The sequence below is a fragment of the Streptococcus sp. V940 genome (assembly GCF_054353495.1).
The window spans coordinates 56,947-82,400 of sequence record NZ_JBTHHZ010000003.1 but is presented as its reverse complement, the minus strand read 5'-3'; the positions used below and the strand labels follow the sequence as shown (position 1 = coordinate 82,400).

Below are 25,454 nucleotides of genomic sequence, written 5' to 3'. Positions count from 1 at the left end.
GGGAATCTGATGGCAGAAGTAGAAGAACTACGAGTTCAGCCCCAGGATATTTTGGCAGAACAATCTGTATTGGGAGCTATATTTATCGATGAGAGTAAACTCGTATTTGTTCGAGAATATATTGACTCTCGAGACTTCTTTAAGTATGCTCACCGTTTGATTTTTCAGGCCATGGTTGATTTGTCAGATCGAGGCGAAGCCATTGATGCAACGACTGTTCGTACGATATTAGATGATCAAGGTAATCTGCAAAATATTGGTGGCTTGTCCTACCTTGTTGAGATTATCAACTCTGTACCAACCTCTGCAAACGCTGAATATTATGCAAAGATTGTAGCAGAGAAAGCCACGCTTCGTCGTTTGATTGCCAAGTTGACAGAGTCTGTAAACCAAGCTTATGAAGCTTCTAGTCCTGTAGATGAAATCATTGCACGAGCAGAAAAAGGTTTGATTGATGTCAGTGAGAATGCAAATCGTAGTGGTTTTAGAAATATTCGAGACATCCTAAATCTTAACTTTGGAAATTTAGAAGCTCGTTCACAACAAACTTCTGATATTACAGGGATTGCAACTGGTTATCAGGACCTGGATCATATGACAACTGGTTTGCACGAGGAGGAGTTAATCATTCTTGCTGCTCGTCCTGCGGTTGGTAAGACTGCTTTTGCCTTGAATATTGCTCAAAATATCGGAACCAAGCTAGACAAGACCGTTGCAATTTTCTCACTTGAGATGGGTGCTGAGAGTCTGGTCGATCGTATGTTAGCTGCCGAAGGACTAGTAGAGTCTCACTCTATCCGTACAGGGCAATTGACTGAGGAAGAGTGGCGTAAATATACGATTGCTCAAGGTAATCTTGCAAAAGCAAGTATCTATATTGACGATACCCCTGGAATTCGAATTACGGAGATTCGTTCACGCGCCAGAAAATTGTCTCAGGAAACAGGCAATCTTGGATTGATTTTGATTGACTACCTGCAGTTGATTACAGGGACTGGTCGTGAGAACCGTCAGCAAGAGGTGTCAGAGATTTCACGTCAGTTGAAAATTCTAGCCAAGGAATTGAAGGTGCCTGTAATTGCGCTAAGTCAGCTGTCACGTAGTGTTGAGCAACGTCAAGATAAAAGGCCTGTACTATCAGATATTCGTGAGTCAGGATCTATCGAGCAAGATGCGGATATCGTTGCCTTTCTCTATCGTGATGACTATTATGAACGTGGTGGCGAAGAAGAGGAAGGTATTCCTAATAACAAAGTAGAAGTTATTATTGAGAAGAACCGTAGCGGTGCGCGTGGAACGGTAGAATTGATTTTTCAAAAAGAGTATAACAAGTTTTCAAGTATTTCGAAGAGAGAGGAACAAAGATGACAGATGCATTTACAGATGTAGCCAAGATGAAAAAAATCAAAGAAGAAATCAAGGCGCATGAAGGACAAGTGGTGGAAATGACCTTGGAAAATGGTCGTAAACGCCAAAAGAATCGCTTAGGAAGACTTATTGAAGTCTATCCATCACTCTTTATCGTTGAATTTGGGGATGTTGAAGGGGACAAACAGGCCAACGTCTACGTTGAATCCTTCACGTATTCTGATATTTTAACGGAAAAGAATTTGATTCACTATTTGGATTAAGCTTGAAAGTGGGAGTTTTCTCACTTTTTTCTTTTTCTTTCGAATGATATAAATGAGGTCAACCTCAAAAATTTATCTATTCGAAGGAGAATGAATGACATATAGTAAAAAGGGAACTTTTCTTAAGAGAACGACAGTGGGGACAGCTTCCCTACTGTTAGCAGGTGCTTTTTTGTTTGGTGGAGGAGCTGTTCATGCCAATCAGGCAAACAATGGCTCACTGGCACGAGGAGATGATTATCCCTATTATTATAAAAATGGAAGTCAAGAAATTGATAAATGGCGTCTATACTCCAGACAGTGTACATCTTTCGCTGCCTTTCGTTTAAGTAGTGTCAATGGTTTTGAGTTGCCTGCTGCGTACGGGAATGCTAAGGATTGGGGTTATCGTGCTAAACGAGAAGGTTATCGTGTGGACAAGACTCCAACAATTGGTTCGATTGCTTGGGACGGAAGCGGAGAATATGGCCACGTTGCATGGGTTTCTAATGTTTTTGGCGATATGATTGAAATTGAGGAGTACAATTATGGTATTAGAGAGAAGTACAATCGTAGACTTGTGAAGGCAAGCTCTATGTCTGGTTTCATTCATTTTAAAGATGTCGGACAGTCTAGCACAGGAAATCATCAGTCAACTTTAGTATCTAGTGGAACCCATGTTTTTACAGAAAAAGCTGCTATTATGAACCAGCCATCACAAGCGGCTACGATTATTGACTATTATTATCCTGGAGAAAGTGTTCATTACGATCAGGCTCTTGAAAAAGATGGTTATAAATGGATTAGTTATCTATCCCGAACTGGAAATCGCAGATATGTCCAGCTAGCTAAAACAGCAACTGCTAAGAATGGATGGGAAAAACAGGGGATAACATGGTACTACTATGAAAATGGCAAAGTCGCTCTTGGTTGGAAAAAGATAAACGGCAGTTGGTACTATTTCCAAACTAATGGTTCAATGAGAACAGGTTGGCTAAAAGACGGTTCCAAGTGGTACTACTTGAAATCATCTGGAGAAATGCAGACAGGATGGTTGAAGGATAAAGGTATTTGGTATTATCTCGAAAGCTCGGGCGCTATGAAGACTAGTCAGTGGTTCCAAGTCTCAGGGAAACATTATTACGTGAACGCATCTGGAGAATTGGCAGTAGATACGACTATCGATGGGTTCCAGGTTGACAGCAATGGTGCGCGAGTGGAAGAATCACCCCAATAAGCTTCCCCGATAATCTAACTCTTAGCAATGGTATTTTTCCCTGCTTTCCTTTATAATGGGTGTATGGACAAGAAAAAATTATTATTGATTGATGGATCTTCAGTTGCTTTCCGAGCATTTTTTGCACTTTACCAGCAACTGGATCGTTTTAAAAATGACAATGGACTACATACCAATGCAATCTACGGATTTCATCTGATGCTAAATCACCTACTGGAACGTGTCCAGCCAAGCCACATTTTGGTTGCTTTTGATGCGGGGAAAACGACTTTCCGTACAGAGATGTATGCTGATTATAAGGGTGGTCGTGCTAAGACTCCAGATGAGTTTCGTGAGCAATTTCCCTTCATTCGTGAGTTGCTAGACCATCTTGGGATTCGCCACTATGAATTAGCCCAGTATGAGGCGGATGATATCATTGGAACTCTTGGTCGCTTGGCTGAAAAGGATTCTTTTGATGTGACGATCGTTAGTGGAGACAAGGACTTGATTCAGCTGACGGATGAGCATACAGTAGTTGAGATTTCTAAGAAAGGCGTGGCTGAGTTTGAGGCCTTTACACCAGAATATCTCATGGAAAAGATGGGAATTACCCCAGCTCAGTTTATTGATCTTAAGGCCCTTATGGGGGATAAGTCTGATAATATCCCTGGGGTGACCAAGATTGGTGAAAAGACTGGGATCAAGCTCTTGTTAGAACACGGATCGCTGGAAGGTATTTATGAAAATATCGATGGCATGAAGGCTTCCAAGATGAAGGAAAATCTTGTCAATGACAAGGAACAAGCCTTTCTGTCTAAAACACTAGCAACCATCGACACGAAAGCGCCAATCGAGATAGGTCTAGATGATTTGGTCTATAGTGGACCAAATGTGGAAAACCTTGGGAAATTCTACGATGAGATGGGCTTTAAACAACTCAAGCAGGCTTTGAATGCTTCTCAGACTAACCAAGCTGAGACTTTGAATTTCACCGTGGTGGACAAAGTGAGTGAAGACATGCTGAGTGCCGACTCTATCTTCCACTTTGAACTTTTTGGTGAAAATTACCATACAGATGATTTGGTTGGTTTTGCCTGGTCTTGTGGAGACAAGCTCTATGCTACAGATAAGCTGGAACTTCTGCAGGATCCGATTTTTAAGAATTTTCTAGAAAAAACACCTCTGAAAGTATATGACTTTAAGAAAGCTAAAGTTCTCTTAAATCGCTTTGGTTTGGACTTGCAGGCTCCTGCTTTTGACAGTCGCTTGGCCAAATACCTTCTCTCTACTGTAGAGAATAATGAAATTTCAACCATTGCTAGTCTCTATGGTCAAACTTACCTAGTCGATGATGAAACCTTCTATGGTAAGGGTGTCAAGAAAGCTATCCCTGAGAGAGATACCTTCTTGGAACACTTGGCTCGCAAGGTTGCTGTGCTGGTTGAGACAGAGCTTGTATTGCTTGAAAAGTTAAGTGAAAACGGGCAATTAGACCTTCTCTATGACATGGAGCAACCTCTGGCCTTTGTTCTTGCTAAGATGGAAATCGCTGGGATTAAGGTTAAAAAAGAAACTCTACTCGAGATGCAAGCTGAAAATGAGCTTGTCATTGAAAAGCTAACTCAAGAGATTTATGAATTGGCTGGTGAGGAATTTAACATCAACTCGCCTAAGCAGTTAGGAGAACTACTTTTTGAAAAGCTAGGTCTCCCTATAGAATACACCAAGAAAACCAAGACAGGTTACTCAACAGCAGTGGATGTGTTAGAGCGCCTAGCTCCTATTGCCCCAATCGTCAAGAAAATTTTAGATTACCGTCAGATTGCTAAGATTCAATCGACTTATGTGATTGGTTTGCAGGATTGGATTTTAGCGGATGGCAAGATTCACACGCGCTATGTGCAGGATTTGACTCAGACAGGGCGTCTATCTAGTGTGGATCCAAACTTGCAAAATATTCCTGTTCGTTTGGAACAAGGGCGCCTTATCCGTAAGGCTTTCGTACCAGAATGGGAGGATAGTGTCCTCCTCAGCTCTGACTACTCACAGATTGAGTTGCGAGTTTTGGCGCATATCTCTAAAGATGAGCACTTAATCAAGGCCTTCCAAGAGGGAGCTGACATCCATACCTCGACAGCCATGCGGGTCTTTGGAATTGAACGTCCTGAAGATGTGACTCCAAACGACCGTCGCAATGCCAAGGCTGTCAACTTTGGAGTGGTTTACGGAATTTCAGACTTTGGTTTATCCAATAACCTAGGTATCAGCCGTAAAGAGGCTAAAGCATACATCGACACTTACTTTGAACGCTTCCCTGGTATCAAAAATTACATGGATGAAGTCGTTCGTGAGGCGCGTGATAAGGGTTATGTAGAGACTCTCTTCAAACGTCGTCGTGAGTTGCCAGATATTAATTCGCGTAACTTTAACATTCGTGGTTTTGCGGAACGCACAGCTATCAACTCACCTATCCAGGGATCGGCTGCAGATATTCTCAAAATCGCCATGATTCAGCTAGATAAGGCCTTGGTTGCAGGTGGTTATCAAACTAAGATGCTGTTACAAGTGCACGATGAAATTGTTCTTGAAGTGCCTAAGTCAGAATTGGTAGCTATTAAAAAACTTGTCAAACAAACCATGGAAGAAGCCATTCAACTCAGTGTACCCTTGATTGCTGATGAAAATGAAGGCGTGACTTGGTATGAGGCTAAGTAGAAATAGCCTATCAGACAAAAAAGAAATCCCCTTGAACATTATGGTTCAAAGGGGATTTTTCTTTCAGGAAAAGACAAAAGTGAAACTATCTAGCTAATAGTAGGATTTATTTGATTTGTTTCTTTTGTTCTTTTTTGGCAAGTACTGGTAGAATAACACCTAAACCAATCAGAATAATTGGGGTCAAGATGTTTGTAAGAAGAGAGAATTGCCAAGCAGTTGGATTCTCAGCATAGCTAATTTTTGGAACCATACCTAGGATACAAGCAAAGGCAGTGAAGAGGAAGCACCAAGTACCGATCACAAAGCCAAGCTTAGGATTGTTCACAAACTTGTATTCAGCATTTTTGTATGTTTTCCAAGCGCGGTTGAGCATCATATAGGCAAGGAATACCCAGAGATAACGCATTGGCATTACGATAGAATTGAGGTTGGTCATCCATTTTACAAGTCCGTCAATTTCCTGAATACCAAAAATTGGAAGGATGATGATAAGGCTAACGAGGACGCCTGTAAGGAGGTAGCCGTTAATGAGGACACCTTTTTCAGTACGTTTGCGAAGCCAGCTTGGGATGTAGTTTTCGTCAGCGTTATTGAGTAGGATTTGTAATGGTGCGTCAATAGAGAAGGCAAGTGCCGCGATTTGTCCGACCATATTTGTAAGAGCGTAAATCACAACGAAAAGATTTCCAACTCCCCAAGAATTTCCTAACATTTGGAAGGCTTGATAAGCACCATTACGCATGAGGTCTTCAGGGATGTTATTACCATCAAATAGCATTCCCATAGCAACTGAACCAAGGATAGCAGAGAGTCCTACCATGATAGCCATGACAATCATACCTTTTGGAAATTCTTTTGCAGGATTGCGAGTCTGATTCACATAAGGGGAAATTTTTTCACAACCACCAACGGCAAAGACCAGTAATGAGATCGTTGTGAAATAAGAAAAATCAAAGTTTGGAATGTAGGTGCTCAGTTGATCCATGTGCGGTGTCGCAAACTGGATGTCTGGCTTAATGAAAGGCAGACCGACAGCCAAAAGCACAAAGAGTAAAGACATAATCAACATGGCACTTCCTGCCAAGCTACCGATGACTTTCAGTGTTGTCAATCCTTTTGTAGAAAGGTAGAGGAAAAGCCCAAAGATTAGCAAGCAGAGAATAACAATCCAGTGGATGTCGATTTGTTTCAGAAATTGTCCGTTACCCTGCAAGGCCCATCCAAGTGGAATCAGGATTCCTTGAGGTTTTTGTGCAAGATAAGGGATGTGCACAACCCAGTAGGTCCAAGCGGCAAAGTAGGCGAGGCGTTTGGTTGATGTTTTTTCAACCCAGTCACTAACACCGCTTCCGCTTTCCTTGAAGGTAGAACCTAGTTGTCCGACGATGAGTGAATATGGGATAAAGTAGAGTGCGAGGATTAAAACCCAAGATACGACTACTGAAATCCCCTGTTGAGAGTAGTTGTTGACGACGTTTCCTAGCCCCCAAACCATGTTGAAAGCAATCAGAGAAACCATCAGCCAATTAAGTTGGTGTTGATCTTTTTTCATAATGTCTCCTTTTCTTATAATTTCAGTATATCATGATTTTTTGAAAGCGCCTAACAAAATTTGAAATTTACTATAAAAATTGTAAAACCCAGCTAACAGATAGGGGAAAGGGCTTGTTGGTTTAGAAAAGGATTATCCACAACCTGTGGATAACTAAAGGTATCAACAACAACTGTCTCTTTGTAATTTTAATAGGAAAAAGAGAGACGAAATTTATAGAATAGGAAACAAATCAATCTTTTATAAACCTTGTTAGGACAAGGTTTATAGGCTTTATTTTCTTGTATATCCTATGAACTTGGATTGGAAAGATATTTTGGAAAAACTTGAAAATCTTTTCCAAAGAAAAGTTGGAGAGTTATTCACAGTTTGTGGATAACTTTATATGGATAAGAAAAACCCTTTGTGCATGACAAAGGGTTTTGATCTATTAATGCTTTGGCAACCAGCTGAGGGTAAAGTCAAGAGTCTTGGCATTGAGCAGTTCCTGATGGCTGATGCTTTGTTTTTCTTTCCCGTCCAGTTGACAGTCTTGGACAAAGTGGAAGTGTTCATAATTTTGTTGAGTACGAACATCCAACCACTGATTTGTTTCTGCCAGATAGACACGAAGGTGATTAAAAAGCGGAATTCCAAGGTCATAACTTGCTTTTCCTGGGCAGGTTGGGTAAAGTCCGAGAGCAGACCATATATACCAAGCCGATAGACTACCATTATCCTCATCTCCTGGATAAGCATCCCAGCCAGCTTGAAAGGCTTTTTGACGGAGAGTCTTGACTAAGAGACTGGTATATTGAGGATAACTACTGTAGCGGAACAGATAAGGGGTGTGGAAGCTTGGTTGGTTGGAAATGGCTAGTTGACCAAATGGCGCTGTTGCCATCTCGCTCATCTCATGAATTTCATATCCATAGCCCGTCGTTTCAAAAAGTGGGAGACTTTGACAAGCTTTCAAAAGATAGTTGCTAAAGGCTTCTTTTCCACCCATTAGTTGGCTAAGTCCAGAAATATCGTGTAGGACACCGAGACTGGCTTGAATAGCTGAACACTCAGCGTAGTCACGACCCCAACTATAGGGAGAAAAGTCAGGACGGAAGTTCCCATCTACATCACGCGCCCTCATGTAACCTGTCTCAAAGTCAAAGAGGTTTTGATAGTTTTTAGAATATTGAGCATAGGTTTGAGCTAGCTCTTCTTGACCTAATTTTTCTGCACAAGTAGAGATACAAAAATCGCTGTAGGCATAATCTAGCGTATGACTGACACTTTCGTGGTAGTCTGTGGATAAATAGCCCAGTTCTTGGTATTGGCTTAGGCCGTGTCGCCCGTTGATAGCTTTTGGATCTGCCTTAGTAGCAGTTTCAAGCATGGCTTTGAGAAATTCTTCTTCAAACTCAGGTGCCATATCCTTGCAGGCACTATCTGCAAGAAGGCCATCAATCAAAGTACCAGGCATCATTCCTCGTTCGTCAGGAGCAAGCCACTTAGGGAGATATCCAGTATCTCGATAGCTATTTAGGAAACCCTCAAGAAACTGACGATAGTGCTCTGGAATAATTAAGGCAAAGAGTGGGAATGAAGTGCGGAAGGTATCCCAAAAACCATTGTTGGTATAGAGTAGACCAGGCTTGATCGTTCCTGAAGCAAGGTCTATATGAATATTCTCGCATTGCTGATTTACCTCATAGAAGGTTTGCGGGAAGAGGAAAAGTCTGTAGAGACAGTGATCAAAAAATGTTCGGTCTACAGAGCCAGTTTCCACGACATCAAAACGACCTAGAAGGTTTTCCCAACTTGCTTTAGCCTCTGATTTCGTTTCTTCAAAGTCTTTTCTAGGCAGATTAAAGAGGGCCTGTTCTTTAGAAATAAAAGAAGTAGCTAGTTGAACCAGAGCTTCTGCTCTAGCCAAGTCGATACGCCAGTCTTGCCCTACTTGATTGATAGATAGAATATCCGTAGAGAATGCGAGAGCAGTAAACATGACGAGGGGACTTTTGTTGGTTTCGGTTAATCCGCTTTGACCAAGGCTGACAGTACACTCATCTACTTGCTCTAATGATAAATCATCAGCTGCATGCAGATAGAGTGAGAGCTTCTTGCCTTGTATCTGTCTTAGTTGAATAGAAGCCCCATAGCAAGTAGGTGTGAGTTGGGTTTCAATCTGATAACGCTCAGAAAAAATTCTGAGATAATGGGGATTGAAAATAGCACGATCAAGGTTATAAGAAGACTGACGATGGAAGAGGGTGTCGCCACTGATTTCTCCTGTAACAGGAGTCAGTAGTAACCAAGAATAATCACCAATCCAAGGACTAGGCTGGTGGGTGAGTCGAACACCCTGAAATATGGGAAGATGGGGATCAAAAAACCAAGACCCGTCCTGGTCACTAGTTTGTGGAACAAAGTAATTCATCCCAAAAGGCACTCCAGCGTAAGGTAGGGTATTTCCCCGAGAAAAGGCATGTTTACTGGCTGTTCCAAAACGCGTATCTATGGTTTCAAGTATCGGTTTCATAGCGATTTCCTTCTGTAGGAGTTTTGTATTCAGTATATCATAAAAATAAAGGAATACATCTAAAAGATAAAAGAATGTATAAATATATAGTGAAGATTTACAAATAGGTTCTTTTCTGCTAGAATGAGGGTAAGAAAGGAGATTATTACGAGTAATATTGATGAACAATCTACTAATGAAGAATTAGTGGAAAAAGAGGAGTTGCAGCCTACAGAAGCAACAGAAGAGGTTGTGAAGGAAGAAGTGCAACCTTCAGAGACAGCTGAACCTACAGTTGAAAAAGAAGAGGCACCATCTTCTACTGAGACTCCAGAATCTGCAACAGAGGAACCAGCAAAAGAGGCGGTAGTTACACCTGCAGCTACTAAAGGTTTTGATGTAAATGAACTTGTGGAGAAAGCAAAAGATTTGTTCCAAAAGAGAAAAATTGCAGTAATCGGTGCCCTTGCAGCAGTTGCTGTGCTTATTGTTGCACTTGTTGGATTTAAAGTATATGATTCTCAACCAAAGAGTTTGCTAGATGTTGTTCAGGTACAGTTTTCAGGCTACGAAGAATCTGGAACATTGACATACAATAGTGAGGAAGTTGCAGCTAAGCTTCGAGAAATAGCTTATAAGAAGGCTGGATTTAGTTCCAAACAAGCAACAGGCTTGGCACAAAATGACCCAGTTACTTTCTCAGAAGTTACTAGAGATCCAAAATTAGCTACAAAATATGGCAAGGCAGACGCTTTAATTAGAAGTGTCCAATTTAGCTTTGATAAAACAAGTGACCTAAAAAATGGAGATGAGGTTACTTTCAGCGTTGTAACTACTTCTAAGAGTGCGCCAGTTAAGGCCGAAAAGAAAACTTTTAAAGTTGAAAATCTTAAAGAATATGAAAAGGTTTCAGCTTCTGACTTGTTGACAGAAACACCTGTAACATTCGCTGGTCTTAACGGCTACGGGACTATTTCAATCGCTAAAAACTCTAAGAATGAAACCTACTTTGATTTTGAAAATGGTGAACGTCCAAAGAATTTGAAAAACGGCGACAAAGTCACTCTTAACGTAAATGAAGCTTATATCAATTCATTGAAATCAGCTGGTAAAATGGTAGATTCTAAGACTGTAGAAGTGACAGTTGAAGGTCTAAAAGACTTGAAAGATGTGAAGAACTTTGCTGATTTGTTGAAGAAAAACGAAGACTACAGCAAGTCAGAACACAAGAATGATTCATATGTTACTTATACTTTAGAGCCACAAGGAAGTTACTTGAAAGTTATTCCTAGCGAAGATAAAAAATCAAGTGCGAAAATCTCATTAATTACTGTTTATAAAGTAACGAAGGCAAGTTCAGGATTTTCAAACACAACAACCGTCCGTTACAAATACTTTGGTTACGAAGCCTTCCTATTGAAGGATGGAAACTTAGATCTTGATACTGCTTCAAAAGTATCTGATAGTTGGGGAACGCAAGACTATGAAGGTTTGAAATCGGAATTGTTGACGAACGGATACAAAGAATTCGAAAATAAAAAAGACGAAAAGAAAAGTGAATAAAAAGTTGGGCTTGCCCAACTTTTTTTCATAAGATTGTTTCAAAACGACTTTAGTTTGTGTATATCTTTTGGACCTATTTTTTCTTATACTGAAAATGAAAATCTGTTTGAAAGAGGCAAAATAGTTTATGGTTTATTCTAAAGAAATCGTCAGAGAGTGGCTAGATGAGGTAGCGGAGCGTGCCAAGGAACATCCTGAATGGGTGGATGTCTTTGAGCGTTGCTATACAGACACTTTAGACAATACAGTTGAAATTTTAGAAGACGGCTCAACTTTTGTACTAACTGGGGATATCCCAGCTATGTGGCTTCGTGATTCAACTGCTCAGCTTAGACCATACCTTCATGTGGCAAAAAGAGATCCTCGTTTGCGCCAGACCATTGCTGGTTTGATTAAACGCCAGATGACTTTGATTCTCAAGGATCCCTATGCCAACTCTTTCAATATTGAGGAGAACTGGAAGGGTCATCACGAGACAGACCATACAGACCTCAATGGCTGGATTTGGGAACGCAAGTATGAAGTAGATTCGCTTTGCTACCCCTTGCAATTGGCTTACCTTCTTTGGAAGGAAACTGGTGAGACTAGCCAGTTTGATGAAACTTTTGTTACGGCGACTAAGGAGATTCTCCATCTCTGGACGGTGGAACAAGACCACAAGAACTCACCATATCGCTTTGTTCGTGATACCGACCGTAAGGAAGATACTTTGGTTAATGATGGTTTTGGACCTGACTTTGCCGTTACAGGAATGACCTGGTCAGCTTTTCGTCCAAGTGATGACTGCTGTCAGTATAGCTACTTGATTCCGTCAAATATGTTCGCAGTCGTTGTCTTAGGTTATGTCCAAGAAATCTTTGCTACATTGAGTCTAGCTGATAGTGAAAGCATCATTGCTGATGCTAAACGTCTGCAGGCTGAAATCCAAGAAGGAATCGAAAATTACGCCTACACGACTAACAACAAGGGCGAGAAGATCTATGCCTTTGAAGTGGATGGTTTAGGAAATGCTAGCATCATGGACGATCCTAACGTACCAAGTTTGTTAGCTGCTCCCTATCTTGGTTACTGTGATGTGAACGATGAAGTGTACCAAGCCACTCGTCGCACTATTTTGAGCCCTGAAAATCCATACTTCTACCAAGGAGAATACGCTAGCGGTCTCGGAAGCTCTCATACCTTCTATCGTTATATCTGGCCGATTGCCCTATCAATCCAAGGCTTAACAGCTACAGATAAAGCTGAAAAAAAATACTTGCTAGACCAACTAGTTGCCTGTGATGGCGGAACAGGTGTGATGCACGAAAGCTTCCACGTAGATGATCCGACTCTCTACTCTCGTGAATGGTTCTCATGGGCCAACATGATGTTCTGTGAATTGGTCTTGGATTACCTAGATATTCGCTAATACTCTTCGAAAATCAAATTCAAACCACGTCAGCTTCACCTTGCCGTATATATGTTACTGACTTCGTCAGTTCTATCTACAACCTCAAAGCAGTGCTTTGAGCAACCTGCAGCTAGCTTCCTAGTTTGCTCTTTGATTTTCATTGAGTATAAGGAGCACGTTTTCGCTCAACTGATTCTAGGAAAGAATCACAAATATATTTTTAAATTTAAGTTAGAATGAGGTTTTACTCATGGAAAATGTTGTTGTACATATCATCTCTCACAGTCACTGGGATCGTGAGTGGTATCTACCTTTTGAAAGTCACCGTATGCAATTGGTGGAACTTTTTGACAATCTGTTTGATCTTTTTGAAAACGATCCTGAGTTCAAGAGCTTCCACCTAGATGGTCAAACCATTGTCCTTGATGACTATTTAGAAATTCGCCCTGAAAACCGTGACAAGGTGCAGCGTTATATCGACGAAGGCAAATTGAAAATTGGGCCTTTCTATATCTTGCAGGATGATTACTTGATTTCCAGTGAAGCTAACGTCCGCAATACTTTGATTGGACAAGCGGAATGTGCTAAATGGGGCAAATCTACTCAAATCGGTTATTTCCCAGATACTTTTGGAAATATGGGGCAGGCTCCTCAAATCCTTCAAAAATCAGGGATTCACGTAGCAGCCTTTGGTCGCGGTGTCAAGCCAATCGGATTTGACAATCAAGTCCTTGAAGATGAACAGTTTACCTCTCAATTTTCTGAGATGTACTGGCAGGGGGCTGATGGTAGCCGTGTACTCGGCATTCTTTTTGCTAACTGGTATAGTAATGGGAACGAAATTCCAGTGGATAAAGACGAGGCTTTGACTTTCTGGAAGCAAAAATTAGCAGACGTCCGTGATTATGCATCGACCAACCAATGGTTGATGATGAACGGCTGTGATCACCAACCTGTTCAGAGAAATCTGAGCGAAGCCATTCGTGTGGCAAACGAACTCTTCCCTGACGTGACCTTTATTCATAGCTCATTTGACGAATATGTCCAAGCACTGGAAAGTGCCCTTCCTGAACAATTATCAACGGTCACAGGTGAGTTGACTAGTCAGGAAACGGATGGCTGGTACACTCTTGCCAATACTTCTTCTTCACGCGTTTACCTCAAACAAGCCTTCCAAGAAAATAGCAATTTGTTAGAGCAGGTCGTGGAACCATTAACCATTATCACTGGTGGACATAACCACAAAGATCAATTGACCTATGCTTGGAAAGTACTTCTGCAAAATGCACCGCACGATAGTATCTGTGGTTGTAGTATTGACGAAGTTCACCGTGAAATGGAAACTCGTTTTGCTAAGGTTAATCAAGTCGGGAATTTTGTTAAGACTAACCTTCTCAACGAATGGAAGGGTAAATTAGCTACTCAAAATGCGCAAAGCGACCACCTCTTTACCGTTGTCAACACAGCCTTACATGACAAGGTTGATACAGTCAGTGTTGTAGTGGATGTTGTGACTTGTGATTTCAAAGAATTGCATCCGACAGAAGGCTACAAGAAAATGGCGGCCGTGACCTTGCCAGATTACCATGTTGAAGATTTGGATGGCCATGTCCTTGAAGCCAAGATTGAAGACTTGGGAGCAAGTTTTGGCTATACCTTGCCTAAGGATAAATTCCGCCAACCATATATTGCACGCCAAGTGCGCGTGACAATCCCAGTCCACCTTGCACCTCTTTCTTGGGCAAGCTTCCAATTGGTCGAAGGTCAAGTAGATCACCGTGATGGTATTTACCAAAATGGAGTCATTGATACCCCATTCGTAACTGTCAGTGTAGACCAAGGAATCACAGTCTATGACAAGACTACAAACGAAGCTTACGAAGATTTCATCCAATTCGAGGACCGTGGAGATATTGGTAACGAGTACATTTACTTCCAACCAAAAGGAACTGAGCCAATTTATGCTCAACTGAAAGGTTATGAACTCTTAGAAAACAATGCTCGCTATGCCAAAATCTTGCTCAAACATGACTTGACTATTCCAGTTAGTGCAGATGAAAAATTAGATGCAGAACAAAGAGGTATCATCGAGTTCATGAAACGAGATGCAGGTCGTTCAGAAGAGTTGACAACCATTCCTCTTGAAACGGAGATGACAGTCTTTGTGGACAATCCACAACTTCGCTTCAAGACTCGCTTTACCAACACAGCCAAGGATCACCGCATCCGTCTCTTGGTCAAAACTCATAACACTCGTCCAAGCAATGATTCTGAAAGCATCTATGAAGTTGTGACAAGACCAAATAAACCAGCAGCTTCTTGGGAAAATCCTGAAAATCCACAACACCAACAAGCTTTTGTCAGCTTGTATGATGATGTCAAAGGAGTGACTGTATCCAATAAAGGATTGCACGAGTATGAAATTCTTGGAGATGACACCATGGCTGTAACCCTTCTTCGTGCTTCAGGTGAGCTAGGTGATTGGGGCTACTTCCCAACACCAGAAGCACAGTGCTTGCGTGATATCGAAGTTGAATTTGCAGTAGAATGCCACCAAGCAGGGGAACGCTTCTCAGCTTTCCGTCGTGCCAAAGCCTTCCAGGTGCCATTTACAGCTCTTCAAGTTGCAAAACAAGAGGGTAGCGTTGCAGCAACGGGTAGCCTCTTTAACCATCCGGCACTGAACTTGCCACAAGTCTGCCCAACAGCCTTTAAGGTGGCTGAGAATGAAGAAGGTTATGTCCTTCGTTACTACAACATGAGTCAAGAAAATATCCGCGTGTCTGAAAAACAACAAACCATTCTTGACTTGCTGGAACGCCCATACCCAGTCCATTCAGGACTATTGGCGCCACAGGAAATTCGTACAGAACTTATTCAAAAAGAAGAAATTTAATTTCAAAAAGTAAACATAAACAGAAAGGAGGAGCGAAAAAGTAAGAACCAACTGCTGATTCGCTCCTTTTTGCAGGTGGAAGCAATGACCATTGCAACGATTGATATCGGAGGGACTGGCATTAAGTTTGCTAGTCTAACTCCTGATGGAAAGATTTTAGATAAGACCAGCACCCCAACTCCAGAAACTCTAGAAGATTTATTGGCTTGGTTGGACCAACGCTTGTCAGAACAGGACTATCGTGGGATTGCTATGAGTGTTCCAGGAGCGGTCAATCAAGAAACAGGAGTGATTGAGGGAATTAGCGCCATTCCTTACATCCATGGTTTTTCTTGGTATGAGGCCCTTGCTCATCACAAACTACCTGTTCATTTAGAAAATGATGCCAACTGTGTTGGACTCAGTGAACTGTTAGCTCACCCTGAGATTGAAAATGCAGCCTGTGTCGTGATTGGTACAGGGATTGGTGGCGCTATGATTATCAATGGCAAGCTTCACCGTGGTCGTCATGGTTTGGGCGGTGAGTTTGGCTACATGACAACCATCGAGCCCGCAGAAAGACTCAATAACTGGTCGCTACTAGCTTCTACAGGAAATATGGTGCGTTATGTGATTGAAAAATCAGGTCAGTCTGACTGGGATGGCCGTAAGGTGTACCAAGAGGCTGCAACAGGAAACGCCCTCTGCCAAGAAGCCATTGAGCGCATGAATCGTAACCTAGCTCAAGGTCTGCTCAATATCCAGTACCTAATCGACCCAGATGTCATTAGCCTAGGTGGTTCTATCAGTCAGAACCCAGATTTTATCAAAGGCGTGCAAAAAGCAGTAGACGCCTTTGTGGAAAGATATGAAGAATATACTATCGCTCCAGTGATTCAAGCTTGCACCTATCATGCAGATGCCAATCTCTACGGTGCCCTTGTCAACTGGTTACAGGAGGAAAACCAATGGTAAGTTTTACAGGACTTAGTCCCAAACAAGCCCAAGCTATCGAAGTATTAAAAAATCACATTTCTCTACCAGATGTAGAAGTGGCAGTCGCTCAGTCTGACCAAGCTTCTATCTCTATCAAGGGTGAGAATGGGCAGTATCAACTGACCTACCGTAAGCCTCATCAACTCTACCGTGCCTTGTCTGTCCTCGCAACAGCTTTAGCAGAAGGGGACAAGGTAGAGATTGAAGAGCAGGCGGCCTATGAAGATTTAGCCTATATGGCAGACTGTTCGCGCAATGCCGTGCTCAATGTCGCATCTGCCAAGCAGATGATTGAAGTCTTGGCTCTGATGGGTTATTCAACCTTTGAGCTCTACATGGAAGACACTTATCAAATTGAAGGACAACCTTACTTTGGTTATTTCCGTGGAGCATACTCAGCTGAAGAGTTACAGGAAATCGAAAGCTACGCCCAGCAGTTTGACATGACCTTTGTGCCATGTATCCAAACTTTGGCTCACTTATCAGCCTTTGTCAAATGGGGCGTCAAAGAAGTGCAAGAGCTCCGCGATGTAGAAGATATTCTTCTCATCGGTGAAGAAAAAGTCTACGACTTGATTGATGGTATGTTTGCGACGTTGTCTAAACTACAAACTCGCAAGGTCAATATCGGGATGGACGAAGCCCACCTGGTTGGTTTGGGACGCTACCTTATCCTAAATGGTGTGGTGGATCGTAGCCTCCTCATGTGTCAACACTTGGAGCGCGTGCTGGATATTGCCGATAAGTATGGTTTCCACTGCCAGATGTGGAGCGATATGTTCTTCAAACTCATGTCAGCAGATGGCCAGTACGACCGTGATGTCGAAATTCCAGAGGAAACACGAGTTTTTCTTGACCGCCTTAAAGACCGTGTGACCTTGGTTTACTGGGATTATTATCAGGATAGCGAAGAAAAATACAACCGTAACTTCAGTAATCACCACAAGATTAGCCAGGATATTGCCTTTGCAGGTGGTGCTTGGAAGTGGATTGGATTCACACCACACAACCATTTCAGTCGTCTCATCGCTATCGAAGCAAACAAAGCCTGCCGTGCTAATCAGATCAAAGAAGTCATTGTGACTGGTTGGGGAGACAATGGTGGCGAAACAGCTCAGTTCTCTATTCTGCCAAGCTTGCAAATCTGGACAGAACTCAGCTACCGCAATGATTTAGACCGTTTGTCAGCTCATTTCAAGACCAATACAGGGCTATCCGTTGAGGACTTTATGCAGCTTGATTTGGCCAATCTCTTGCCAGATCTACCAGACAATCTCAGTGGGATTAATCCCAATCGCTATGTCTTTTATCAGGATGTTCTCTGTCCAATCCTTGATAAGCACATGACCCCTGAACAGGACAAACCACACTTTGCCCAAGCAGCTGAGACTCTTGCTGCTATTAAAGAAAAAGCTGGCATCTATGCTTATCTCTTTGAGACTCAGGCCCAGTTGAATGCTATTTTAAGTAGCAAGGTGGATGTGGGACGACGCATTCGTCAAGCCTATCATGCAGATGATAAAGAAAGCTTGCAACAAATTGCTAGGGAAGAATTACCAAAATTAAGAAGCCAGGTTGAAACCTTCCACAAGCTCTTTAGCCACCAATGGTTGAAAGAAAACAAGGTCTTTGGTTTGGATACAGTAGATATCCGTATGGGTGGGCTCTTGCAGCGGATCAAGCGAGCAGAAAGCCGTATCGAGGCTTATTTGGCTGGTCAAATTGACCGCATCGAAGAATTAGAAGTCGAAATTCTTCCATTTACTGACTTCTACGCAGATAAGGACTTCGCAGCCACAACAGCTAACCAGTGGCATACTATTGCGACAGCTTCGACTATTTACACGACCTAGAAAAACTCTATTCCAGAAGAAAGTTTCCCGTGAAACACACTTCTCATATAAAAAAGTTCTCCACATAAAATAATTTGTGGAGTTTTTTCTATAATTTGTAGTTTAAACTGTCCTAAAAATAAGAGTATACTATTTTTGTAAACGTTATCAAGACTAAAAATGTGAGATTATGAAGTTTTAGAAAAATAAAAAGGGAGGAAATTATGAATAAGTTTTCAAAAACTTTAAGAGATAATTGGATTTTTCTCTTAATGGTTTTGCCAGGAACAATTTGGTTGATTTTATTCTTCTACATTCCAGTTTTTGGGAATGTGGTTGCCTTCAAAGACTACCATATGACTGGTGAAGGATTTGTCCACAGTATTATAAATAGTAGATGGGTCGGACTAGATAACTTTAAATTCTTGTTTAGTTCGAAAGATGCCTTTGTCATCACTCGAAATACTGTCCTTTATAACCTTGGATTTATCTTTATCGGTTTGATTGTGTCAGTTGGTATCGCCATTATCCTTAGTGAACTTCGCTCTAAGAGAATGGTTAAAATCTACCAAACCTCTATGTTGTTTCCTTACTTCCTATCTTGGGTTATCATCAGTTTCTTTACTGATGCTTTCCTAAATATCGATAAAGGGCTTATTAACCACACCTTGGAAGCTCTTGGCATGAAGGGGATTAACTTCTACGCTGACGTCAGTATCTGGCCTTATCTTCTCCTTTTCCTAGGTATCTGGAAAGGGTTTGGATACAGTAGTGTTATGTACTACGCTACCATCATGGGTATTGATCCAACTTACTATGAAGCAGCGACAGTGGACGGTGCTAGCAAATGGCAACGTATCCGTAACGTAACCATCCCTCAGTTGACACCACTTGTGACAGTATTGACCATCCTTGCAGTCGGAAACATCTTCCGTGCAGACTTCGGTCTCTTCTATCAAATCCCTCACAACGCTGGTCAGCTCTATAGTGTAACAAACGTATTGGACGTCTATGTCTTTAACGGATTGACTCAGACAGCAGATATCGGTATGGCTTCAGCAGCCGGTCTCTACCAGTCAGTCGTCGGTTTGATTCTCGTTATCCTATCAAACTTACTTGCAAGACGTGTTGATCCTAACTCAGCACTATTCTAGAAAGGAGGAGCATATGGCAAAAAAAATTCAAAAAGAAAAAATTGATAATGTTGGCATACACTCCTTCAGCAAAAAAGCAGATATCTTCTTTAGTCTTATATCTGGTTTGCTGGCCTTCTCTTGTATCTTGCCTTTCATCTTTGTTATCATTATCTCGATTACAGATGAAACTAGTATCGTCCAAAATGGATACAGTTTCTTCCCTTCTAAGTTTGGATTAGATGGTTTTGAGTTTTTGGCTCAATTCAAAGATAAGATTTTACAAGCACTCTTTATCTCAGTATTTGTGACAGTTGTCGGTACATTGACAAACGTCTTTATTACTACAACTTACGCCTATGCCATCTCACGTTCAACATTTAAGTATCGTAAATTCTTTACAATCTTCGCTCTTCTTAGTATGTTGTTCAATGCTGGTTTGGTACCAGGCTACATCGTGGTAACTCAGTTGCTTCACCTTGGTGATACCATTTGGGCCTTGATTGTTCCAATGCTTCTATCACCATTCAACATCATGTTGATGCGTTCCTTCTTCAAGAAGACCATCCCAGAAGCAATCCTCGAATCAGCTCGTATTGACGGAGCTAGCGAAGCTCGTATCTTCTTCCAAATCTGTTTGCCGCTTTCACTACCAGGTATCGCAACGATTACACTATTGACAGCGCTCGGATTCTGGAACGACTGGTTTAATGCACTTCTTTACATCAAGAGTGATAACTTGTATCCATTGCAATATTTGCTCATGCAAATTCAAAACAACATGGATTATATTGCCAAGTCAGTTGGAATGTCTGGACAACTTGCAGTTGCCCTACCAAAAGAAACAGGACGTATGGCTATGGTTGTAGTTGCGACTGTTCCGATTGCGATTCTCTACCCATTCTTCCAACGCTACTTTGTAAAAGGTTTGACTATCGGTGGTGTTAAAGAATAAAACATTGAGAAACAAGCTTTCTCTTCTCTATCTAACTTTTCATCATCAGAAAAGTTACTCATTAAAATTGTTTATAAATTAAAAATAAAAAAAAGGAGTTTTTATCATGAAAAACTGGAAAAAATATGCTTTTGCATCTGCTAGCCTTGTCGCTTTAGCAGCTAGCCTTGCAGCTTGTGGAAACCTTAAAGGAAACAACCAAAAAGCTGCTGACTCTGCTTCAGGTGACAAAACTGTTATCAAAATGTACCAAATCGGTGACAAACCAGATAACTTGGATGAATTGCTAGAAAATGCAAACAAAATCATCGGAGAAAAAGTTGGTGCTAAATTAGACATCCAATACCTTGGATGGGGTGACTACGGTAAGAAAATGTCAGTTATCACTTCATCAGGTGAAAACTATGATATCGCATTTGCAGATAACTATGTCGTAAACGCTCAAAAAGGTGCTTATGCTGACTTGACAGAATTGTACAAGAAAGAAGGAGCTGAACTTTACAAAGCGCTTGACCCAGCTTACATCAAAGGTAACACAATAAACGGTAAGATCTATGCAGTTCCAGTTGCAGCCAACGTTGCATCTTCACAAAACTTTGCTTTCAACGGCCCACTTCTTGAAAAATATGGTATCGACATCTCAGGTGTAAATTCTTACGAAACACTTGAACCAGTCTTGAAACAAATCAAAGAAAAAGCTCCAGATGTAATGCCTTTCGCTGTTGGTAAAAACTTTATTCCATCAGAAAACTTTGACTACCCAGTTGCAAATGGTCTTCCATTCGTCATCGACCTTGAAGGCGATACAACTAAGATCGTAAACCGTTACGAAGTTCCTCGTTTCGTAGAACACTTGAAGACTCTTCACAAATACTATGAAGCAGGATACATTCCAAAAGACGTAGCAACAAGCGAAACTTCATATGACCTTACTCAAGATACTTGGCTTGTTCGCGAAGAGACAGTAGGACCAGCTGACTACGGTAGCAGCTTGCTTTCTCGTGTTGCTAACAGAGACATTCAAATCAAACCATTTACTAACTTCATCAAGAAAAACCAAACAACACAAGTTGCTAACTTTGTAATCTCAAACAACTCTAAGAACAAAGAAAAAGCAATGGAAGTGTTGAACCTCTTGAACACTAACCCAGAACTCTTGAACGGACTTGTTTATGGACCAGAAGGCAAGAACTGGGAAAAAGTTGAAGGTAAAGAAAACCGAGTTCGCGTTCTTGATGGATACAAAGGAAACACTCACATGTCAGGATGGAACACTGGTAACAACTGGATCCTTTACATCAACGAAAACGTTACAGATGAGCAAATTGCACAATCTAAGAAAGACTTGGAAACTGCTAAAGAATCACCAGCGCTTGGATTCATCTTCAACACTGACAACGTGAAATCTGACATCTCAGCTATCACTAACACTATGCAACAATTCGATACAGCTATCAACACTGGTACTGTAGACCCAGAAAAAGCTATTCCAGAATTGATGGAAAAACTTAAATCTGAAGGTGCATACCAAAAAGTATTGGATGAAATGCAAAAACAATACGACGAATTCTTGAAAAACAAAAAATCTTAAGATAGATTGATTTCGTGTATTCATTCCTAAAAGATGCAATCACTGCCTTGTCTGGATATTTCCAGACGGGGTGGTGATCCTTTTTTGGATCATGATAGGTATTTTAGGAAAGAGAGGCTATGGATATCTTTTTGTTAACTTTTCTTCATCGAATATTTAATTAAAACAAGATCTAAAAATGAGTCTTGTTTTTTATTTTTCGGTCAAATAAATTGCATTCGCTTTCTTGGGAGAGTATACTGGTATAGTTGAATGAAAATTTCTGATAATTTAATCTTAGAAAAGAGAAGCAAATGTCAAAAGATATTCGAGTTTTACTTTACTATAAATATGTTCCCATCGAAAACGCGGAACAATTTGCTGCAGACCACTTGGCTTTCTGTAAATCAATCGGCCTCAAAGGTCGTATCCTAGTGGCTGACGAAGGGATCAACGGAACCGTTTCTGGTGACTACGAAACAACGCAAAAATACATGGACTACGTTCACAGCCTTCCAGGTATGGAAGACCTCTGGTTCAAGATTGACGAAGAAAGTGAGCAAGCCTTCAAGAAGATGTTTGTTCGCTACAAAAAGGAAATCGTTCACCTTGGTTTAGAGGATGATAACTTTGATAACGACATCAATCCTCTTGAAACAACAGGTGCTTACTTGTCACCAAAAGAATTTAAAGAAGCCCTCCTAGATGAAGATACAGTTGTCCTTGATACTCGTAATGACTATGAGTACGACCTTGGGCACTTCCGTGGGGCTATCCGTCCTGACATCCGCAACTTCCGTGAATTACCACAATGGGTCCGTGATAACAAGGAAAAATTCATGGATAAACGTGTCGTTGTTTACTGTACAGGTGGAGTCCGCTGTGAGAAATTCTCAGGTTGGATGGTACGTGAAGGCTACAAAGATGTCGGTCAATTGCATGGAGGAATTGCGACTTACGGGAAAGATCCAGAAGTTCAAGGGGAACTTTGGGATGGGAAAATGTACGTTTTTGACGAGCGTATTGCAGTCGATGTCAACCATGTCAATCCAACTATCGTAGGGAAAGACTGGTTTGATGGAACACCATGTGAACGTTATGTCAACTGTGGAAATCCATTCTGTAACCGCCGCATCTTGGCATCAGAAGAGAACGAAGACAAATATCTTCGTGGTTGCTCGCACGAGTGCCGTGTTCACCCACGTAATCGCTATGTTTTAGAACATGAATTGACACAAGATCAAGTCATCGAGCGTTTAGCAGCAATTGGTGAGAGCCTAGACCATTCTGAAGTTGTATAATAAACATTAACAGTCCTAAAGGGCTGTTTTTCTATGCTTTTGACTAAAAAATCTTAAATTTGTTTCTGCATCTTTCAGGAAAATGGTGTATACTATATGTAAACGATTTCAAAGGAGGCCGTTATGGTGAAGACATTTTTTATTCCAAATAAACAAAGTATTTTAGGGCAACAGGAGATTCTTACAGCTAAATCAATTTTAGGTTTAGTAGAAGGCCTAGAGTCGCATAGTTATGATGCTGTTTACCTCCGTCAACCTCTCAATCGTCTTGAGTATATCGAGTGTGCTGTTGTGGGAAAATCTCAGTTTCTCTTTAAAGTTCGCTACCTTGACTCTCAAAACGGCTATCAAGTAATTATTCCTGACTTGATTACAAGAGCTGACTGGGAGATACTAGAAGAGCTCTTGCGAGCTTTGTCTAGCAAGGTTGGTGAAGCAGTTGAAGGCTTGGCAGACTTTGGTTTGGAAAACTATTTCCAAGAAACGGTTAAGAACTATCTAGCTGATAAGGCTGCTCGTATGGCCTTCTGCCAAGGAATTCTTTCACCTGTTTACTTTGATAAGAAGGATTTAGAGAGTTTCCTAGAAGAAGATGGATTGACACGTTTTGAAGAGCTAGTTAAGAGGGTTCAAGGGTCAGATGCTTTTCCTTCCAGCGCTAAATTTTATCCAGATGGTGAAGGTAAGCTTCATGGGGTCTATCACCTAGCTCAGGGAGTAAAAACCATTTTGCCAAAAGAACCGGTGATTCCAGCTCCTTACGTTGAGCAATTGGTAGGCAAGGAACTTGTTTGGGAGATTGATTTGGTAAAAATCTCTGGAGATGGTTCAAAACCAGAAGACTATGAAGCAGTAGCTAGACTGGATTATCAAGCCTTCTTAGAAGCTCTTCCAAAAGAACTTTATCAGGATTTAGATGCTAACCAAGTAGAAGTAGGCCCTGTTTCAGGTGAGGCTCTTGATACATTGGCAAATGTGAAGTAAAGGAATCCTCAAGGAGGATGTATTGACCACTTTTGTCTTGGTCAAATTGACTTAGAAGTTGGGAAATACAGAGAAAGTTTGACAAAGAAGAAAAAAACGTCTAAAATGTAGGAAAACATAAAGAGGAGATTATTATGTCAAACTTTACAGATTCATTCTTGTCAGCAAATACTGCAAACTTCCCATCTGAGCAACTTCCTTCACTTCGTGAACGCTTGGCACAACTAGACGATTCACAAGCCAACCAAGTTATTGCTGCTGCAGATGTAAAAAACCCTACAACAGCTTTGATCCTTTCTATCTTCTTAGGTGGATTTGGGGTTGACCGTTTCTACATCGGTCATACTGGTCTAGGAATTGGTAAGCTATTGACTACTTTGCTTTTACCTATCATTACACTCGGACTTTCATTTTTCTTTACTTGGATCTGGATTGTTGTTGACTGCTTCCTTATCGTGAACGCTACAAAAGCAGCGAACTTGGAAGCTATTAACACTGCTCTTGCTACAATGACAGCTACTCCAGAAACTGTAGAAGTCATCGAAGAAAAAGTAGAAGTTACTGCCGAACCAGCAGAAGTGATTGAAGAAAAAGTAGAAGTCGTTGCCGAACCAACAGAAGTTATCGAAGGATCAGTAGAGGTTACTGAAGAACAAGCAGACTAATCTTTTTGTATATTTAAAAATCCTGTCAGTATTTGATAGGATTTTATATTGATTGCTACATAAAATCTGCATAGAACTAAATCAAAGTTATCATATGATAGAGGTATTGAAATCTTGTTGAAACGGGTGAGAAATCTGTTGAAAACTTGACAAATAGGGAAAAAATCTCTAGAATAGAGGAAAACATAAAGAGGAGATTATTATGTCAAACTTTACAGATTCATTCTTGTCAGCAAATACTGCAAACTTTCCATCAGAACAACTTCCATCACTTCGTCAGCGTTTGAGCCAACTAGATGACTCACAAGCCAACCAAGTTATCGCTGCTGCAAATGTTAAAAGCCCTACAACAGCTTTGATTCTTTCTATCTTCTTAGGAACTCTTGGTGTTGATCGTTTTTACATTGGCCACATTGGATTAGGAGTTGCAAAACTTCTTTTGGCATGGTTGACTTTTGGTATCTGGACAATTGTCGATTGGTTCCTTATCATCAATGCGACTAAGAAAGCAAACTTGGTGGCTATCAATAACGCCCTTGCTACAATGACAGTCCCTTCAGCTAGTTCAGAAGCAAACGAAGGATAAGTAGAATCATC

17 protein-coding genes and 1 pseudogene are annotated in these 25,454 nt (G+C 41.1%); 16 read left to right on the top strand and 2 right to left on the bottom strand.

The features are described from left to right. The first annotated feature begins 9 nt into the window (after positions 1 to 9). The 4 genes from dnaB (at position 10) to polA (ending at position 5,544) form a co-directional block, all read left to right on the top strand. Entirely contained in the window at positions 10 to 1,368 is a 1,359-nt protein-coding gene (gene dnaB, locus ACXYSM_RS08100; RefSeq protein ID WP_458634972.1) for a replicative DNA helicase, read from the top strand. Further along, on the top strand, positions 1,365 to 1,631 hold the full coding sequence (locus tag ACXYSM_RS08095) for a Veg family protein (protein ID WP_004250994.1): 267 nt from the start codon (positions 1,365 to 1,367) through the stop codon (positions 1,629 to 1,631). Before dnaB ends, ACXYSM_RS08095 begins: the two co-directional genes overlap by 4 nt. A gap of 94 nt (positions 1,632 to 1,725) precedes the next feature. Further along, complete coding sequence (locus ACXYSM_RS08090) at positions 1,726 to 2,847, top strand: N-acetylmuramoyl-L-alanine amidase family protein (protein WP_458634971.1); 1,122 nt, start codon at positions 1,726 to 1,728, stop codon at positions 2,845 to 2,847. A 63-nt stretch (positions 2,848 to 2,910) separates the two neighbouring features. Then, the gene (polA, locus tag ACXYSM_RS08085) at positions 2,911 to 5,544 is read left to right on the top strand and encodes a DNA polymerase I (RefSeq protein ID WP_458634970.1); all 2,634 of its coding nucleotides are present in this window, start codon (positions 2,911 to 2,913) and stop codon (positions 5,542 to 5,544) included. 106 nt (positions 5,545 to 5,650) lie between these two features. Here the strand turns inward: polA and ACXYSM_RS08080 are convergent, their stop codons facing one another. Together ACXYSM_RS08080 and ACXYSM_RS08075 are read right to left on the bottom strand one after the other, a co-directional pair. Beyond that, positions 5,651 to 7,099, bottom strand: coding sequence for an APC family permease (locus ACXYSM_RS08080; protein ID WP_269797858.1), 1,449 nt, complete (start codon positions 7,097 to 7,099; stop codon positions 5,651 to 5,653). A 430-nt stretch (positions 7,100 to 7,529) separates the two neighbouring features. Continuing rightward, positions 7,530 to 9,614 (bottom strand): GH92 family glycosyl hydrolase, encoded by a 2,085-nt coding sequence (locus ACXYSM_RS08075; protein WP_458634969.1) that lies wholly within the window; start codon positions 9,612 to 9,614, stop codon positions 7,530 to 7,532. 123 nt (positions 9,615 to 9,737) lie between these two features. On the opposite strand from ACXYSM_RS08075, the gene ACXYSM_RS08070 reads away from it, so the two are divergent. From ACXYSM_RS08070 to ACXYSM_RS08015, 12 genes and pseudogenes are all read left to right on the top strand, one after another. Then, on the top strand, positions 9,738 to 11,156 hold the full coding sequence (locus ACXYSM_RS08070; protein ID WP_458634968.1) for a hypothetical protein: 1,419 nt from the start codon (positions 9,738 to 9,740) through the stop codon (positions 11,154 to 11,156). Positions 11,157 to 11,283: 127 nt separating this feature from the next. Beyond that, positions 11,284 to 12,564, top strand: coding sequence for a glycoside hydrolase family 125 protein (locus ACXYSM_RS08065; RefSeq protein WP_458634967.1), 1,281 nt, complete (start codon positions 11,284 to 11,286; stop codon positions 12,562 to 12,564). A 232-nt stretch (positions 12,565 to 12,796) separates the two neighbouring features. Beyond that, positions 12,797 to 15,442 (top strand): alpha-mannosidase, encoded by a 2,646-nt coding sequence (locus ACXYSM_RS08060; protein ID WP_458634966.1) that lies wholly within the window; start codon positions 12,797 to 12,799, stop codon positions 15,440 to 15,442. Between the two features lie 84 nt (positions 15,443 to 15,526). Further along, complete coding sequence (locus ACXYSM_RS08055; RefSeq protein WP_458634965.1) at positions 15,527 to 16,396, top strand: ROK family protein; 870 nt, start codon at positions 15,527 to 15,529, stop codon at positions 16,394 to 16,396. Then, on the top strand, positions 16,390 to 18,270 hold the full coding sequence (locus tag ACXYSM_RS08050) for a beta-N-acetylhexosaminidase (RefSeq protein WP_458634964.1): 1,881 nt from the start codon (positions 16,390 to 16,392) through the stop codon (positions 18,268 to 18,270). The genes ACXYSM_RS08055 and ACXYSM_RS08050 overlap by 7 nt, the downstream gene beginning before the upstream one ends. Positions 18,271 to 18,473: 203 nt before the next feature. Continuing rightward, positions 18,474 to 19,403, top strand: coding sequence for an ABC transporter permease (locus ACXYSM_RS08045; RefSeq protein ID WP_458634963.1), 930 nt, complete (start codon positions 18,474 to 18,476; stop codon positions 19,401 to 19,403). Between the two features lie 13 nt (positions 19,404 to 19,416). Then, complete coding sequence (locus ACXYSM_RS08040; protein ID WP_458634962.1) at positions 19,417 to 20,337, top strand: carbohydrate ABC transporter permease; 921 nt, start codon at positions 19,417 to 19,419, stop codon at positions 20,335 to 20,337. A gap of 106 nt (positions 20,338 to 20,443) precedes the next feature. Beyond that, positions 20,444 to 21,928 (top strand): ABC transporter substrate-binding protein, encoded by a 1,485-nt coding sequence (locus ACXYSM_RS08035; RefSeq protein ID WP_458634961.1) that lies wholly within the window; start codon positions 20,444 to 20,446, stop codon positions 21,926 to 21,928. Between the two features lie 293 nt (positions 21,929 to 22,221). Continuing rightward, entirely contained in the window at positions 22,222 to 23,208 is a 987-nt protein-coding gene (gene trhO, locus ACXYSM_RS08030; RefSeq protein WP_414262761.1) for an oxygen-dependent tRNA uridine(34) hydroxylase TrhO, read from the top strand. 123 nt (positions 23,209 to 23,331) lie between these two features. Further along, positions 23,332 to 24,192 carry a DUF4299 family protein gene (locus ACXYSM_RS08025; RefSeq protein ID WP_458634960.1) on the top strand — a complete coding sequence of 287 codons (861 nt, stop codon included), beginning with the start codon at positions 23,332 to 23,334 and terminating at the stop codon, positions 24,190 to 24,192. A gap of 134 nt (positions 24,193 to 24,326) precedes the next feature. Then, positions 24,327 to 24,707: pseudogene (locus ACXYSM_RS08020) on the top strand (TM2 domain-containing protein); the annotation flags it as partial. A 352-nt stretch (positions 24,708 to 25,059) separates the two neighbouring features. Continuing rightward, positions 25,060 to 25,443 carry a TM2 domain-containing protein gene (locus ACXYSM_RS08015; RefSeq protein WP_024053632.1) on the top strand — a complete coding sequence of 128 codons (384 nt, stop codon included), beginning with the start codon at positions 25,060 to 25,062 and terminating at the stop codon, positions 25,441 to 25,443. The last annotated feature ends 11 nt before the right edge of the window (positions 25,444 to 25,454 follow it).